The sequence below is a fragment of the Vibrio fujianensis genome (assembly GCF_002749895.1).
GTDB classification, from domain to species: Bacteria; Pseudomonadota; Gammaproteobacteria; order Enterobacterales; family Vibrionaceae; genus Vibrio; species Vibrio fujianensis.
In genome coordinates this window covers 1-2,862 of the sequence record NZ_NBUS01000013.1, presented here as the reverse complement: position 1 = coordinate 2,862, position 2,862 = coordinate 1, and the positions used below count along the sequence as shown (strand labels likewise).

Sequence of the window (2,862 nt, the reverse complement as noted above, 5' to 3'; positions counted from 1 at the left end):
TTTGGTGTAGTATTTGAGGTTACGGCTGGCTAGTTTTAGTCTAGTTGTTTGCGTTGCCTGCCCCTTAATGCGGCGTTATATGTAATTGGGAGAGTGAATGAGAGAGATTAGCGAGTTTTTAAACGCTGTAGGGGGCTTCGGAGAAGTCAGTTACTACAGAGGTCATGCTGATATTAATTGGGAATTACTGCCATCTATTGCGCGAATTGATACTTCATTGATAGACGTTGATGAGCATATTCATTGGCGTGGTCTAGAACTAGATATTATGCGAGAGTTTGAAAAGCATGGTAATTCTCTGTTAAATAAAACACCTAAGAATGACTTGGAATGGCTGATACATGCTCAGCATCATGGTCTACCTACAAGGTTACTTGATTGGAGTACCAATCCTCTTAAAGCTTTATTTTTCGCAGTGGAAAACCCACTTCATGATAATGTGGATGGGGCTCTTTTTGGGGTTGCTCCTAAGTTGAACTACGTGTTAGAACGTTTTGTCGATGTGAGCAAAGAAGACAAAATTGTTGGTTTCCATTCTTCTAGTCTAAACAGCCGTGTTTTTGCGCAGGAAGGGTGTTTTACAATTTTTCCAACACCTAAAAAGTGGGAGACTTTTACGTCAATAGGTATGGATAATGGAACTGTCGATAAGCTTTCTAAGTATGTTGTGCCGAAAGAACATAAAGTTGCTTTAAGAAAACAACTAACTCAGCTTGGTATTTCTTACAAATTTATGTTCCCTGATCTCGATGGTTTAGCTAAATCAATAGTTAGAAATATTGGTTTATAAATTACATATAACAAACTGTTTAAGAGTGATTCGCAACGCGTGGCATTTTTACTATGCGTTAGTTTAAGTGTTTAAGGTGGTATGCGGTGGCTTCGGTATTGCGTTGCTCACACCTTAACAGGGCGTTATGTAACCGTAAAGAAAAAAGACCACAATGCATTGAAAAGTAGATGTTTTTTATGATTGATCTAATTTCAATTTTCTTTGGGTTAGTTTCGTGCATGTTGATTTAGCTTGCGGCTTCTTTATTCTTCGAGTATTCAGTTTGTTGTTAATGATTCAGCGGGTTTGCGATAAGCTTGGTGGCAGTCACTTTTTTCTTTGAACTAGGGCTCGCAGTTTTGTCGTTGCCACGCAAATTCTACTGGGTTACTGCTAACTTTTCATGTAAGTTAAACGATATTTGGCAATGCTATTCTTTGTAATGCTTTGAAATTATTAGTAAAGTTACATAACAAAGCATTCAAGAGGGACAATCAACGCGTGGCACTTTTGGTTTGTGTGATCATTTGAGGTTACGGTTGGTTAATTTGAGCGCAGTTGTTTGCGTTGCCTGCCCCTTAATGCGGCGTTAACTGATGCGAATATATTTAAGTACGGGGATTTACTCTTGAATAAAATTGGTGTTGTAATTTATTGGTTATCTTGTGGTTATATTTTTAGTCATCTATTTCTAATGAATAGTTGGCTTCAATTTTTTGATGCTTTTTCAATTTTATGTACGTTTGTGCCAGCAATCTTCTCGTTACTTATCATTAAAGGGCGGACTTTAGTGATAAGTTTTTCAATTTTTTTAAAAGTAATGTGGCTTAGCGCAGGATTAACAACGTTTTACGGAATAATTTTAACGCTGAGTAATTTAACTGTAGAGTATGAAGCACTGGCTGCAGGATTTAGTGTTGCGATTCTTCCAATCTTTTACGCATTTGGTGTTAGTCTGCTGCTATTGCCGTTGATTGTTCAAGATTGACAATCAGTTAACAAAGCATTCAAGTGGGACAGTCAACGCTTGGCAGTTTTGGTTTGGTTGGCATTTGAGGTTACGGCTGGCTAGTTTGAGTTTAGTTGTTTACGTTGCCTGCCCCTTAATGCGGCGTTATGCCTAGGAGATGAAATCATGAATATGAGGGAGTTTTCAAGTTTGGTTGGCTTGTCGTCACACACTCTTCGATATTATGAAAAAATAGGTTTGCTCAAAAATATCCAACGAAATAGAAGTGGGCACCGAATATATACTTCGAAAGACTTAGCGTGGATTGAATTTGTGAAGCGCCTAAAAGAAACCGCGATGCCTCTCGAAGAAATTCTGGAATATGCGCGGCTAAGGGAGTCAGGGGTAGATACGGTATTACAGCGTCAGGTGTTGTTAGAGCAACACAGAGAAAACTTGATAGCTCATATCGAACAACAACAGTCACACCTTATTGCTTTAGAAGAAAAAATTAAACTTTATAATAATGGAAAAGTTCGTTGACTTAGAGTGAACTCTAACTTGTATGGTGTGCTTGTACTTACAAAATAGGAGCATACCAATGGACAAATCACGTTTTGATACCGGTCTCGAATTATTAACAAGCATTGATGGCGAAGCCGGAAAAAATGTTATCGAAAGTTTGCAAGATATCTGCCCTGATTTAGCCAGATATACAATAGAGTTTCCTTTCGGTGATATATATGCACGCACAGGGTTGGATGTAAAATCACGAGAAATCGCAACGGTTGCCGCATTAACAGCTCTAGGGAATTGTGCGCCTCAGCTCAAAGTTCATTTAAATGCGGCGCTTAACGTTGGTTGTAGTGAAGATGAGCTCAAAGAGGTCATATTACAAATGTCAGTTTATGCAGGTTTTCCTGCCGCTTTAAATGGTATGTTTGCTTTTAAAGACGTGATCACCGAGCGAAAGGCATAACAAAGCATTTAAGAGTGATTCGCAACGCTTGGCAGTTTCGCTTCGCTCAAGTATAGCCAAGCGTCGCTCACACCTTAATGCGGCGTTATGTAACCGTAGAGAAAAAGACCGCAATGTATTAAAAATTAAAGTTTTTTATGATTTCTTTGCTTTGAATTTAGC

At 38.6% G+C, this 2,862-nt stretch carries 4 protein-coding genes; all 4 read left to right on the top strand.

The features are described from left to right. Nucleotides 1-97 precede the first annotated feature (97 nt). The 4 genes from B7C60_RS00235 to B7C60_RS00220 all read left to right on the top strand — a co-directional run bounded on the left by B7C60_RS00235 (nucleotide 98) and on the right by B7C60_RS00220 (nucleotide 2,700). Complete coding sequence (locus B7C60_RS00235; protein ID WP_099609952.1) at nucleotides 98-790, top strand: FRG domain-containing protein; 693 nt, start codon at nucleotides 98-100, stop codon at nucleotides 788-790. A gap of 610 nt (nucleotides 791-1,400) precedes the next feature. Beyond that, complete coding sequence (locus tag B7C60_RS00230; protein ID WP_157928659.1) at nucleotides 1,401-1,760, top strand: hypothetical protein; 360 nt, start codon at nucleotides 1,401-1,403, stop codon at nucleotides 1,758-1,760. A 147-nt stretch (nucleotides 1,761-1,907) separates the two neighbouring features. Beyond that, on the top strand, nucleotides 1,908-2,264 hold the full coding sequence (locus B7C60_RS00225) for a MerR family transcriptional regulator (protein WP_099609950.1): 357 nt from the start codon (nucleotides 1,908-1,910) through the stop codon (nucleotides 2,262-2,264). Nucleotides 2,265-2,322: 58 nt separating this feature from the next. Then, nucleotides 2,323-2,700, top strand: coding sequence for a carboxymuconolactone decarboxylase family protein (locus B7C60_RS00220; RefSeq protein WP_099609949.1), 378 nt, complete (start codon nucleotides 2,323-2,325; stop codon nucleotides 2,698-2,700). Nucleotides 2,701-2,862 lie beyond the last annotated feature (162 nt).

What these genes read in the sequence shown, in the direction of transcription:
- B7C60_RS00235 (WP_099609952.1), top strand. Translation starts at nt 98, where the DNA reads ATGAGAGAGATTAGCGAGTTTTTAAACGCTGTAGGGGGCTTCGGAGAA.
- B7C60_RS00225 (WP_099609950.1), top strand. Translation starts at nt 1,908, where the DNA reads ATGAATATGAGGGAGTTTTCAAGTTTGGTTGGCTTGTCGTCACACACT.
- B7C60_RS00220 (WP_099609949.1), top strand. Translation starts at nt 2,323, where the DNA reads ATGGACAAATCACGTTTTGATACCGGTCTCGAATTATTAACAAGCATT.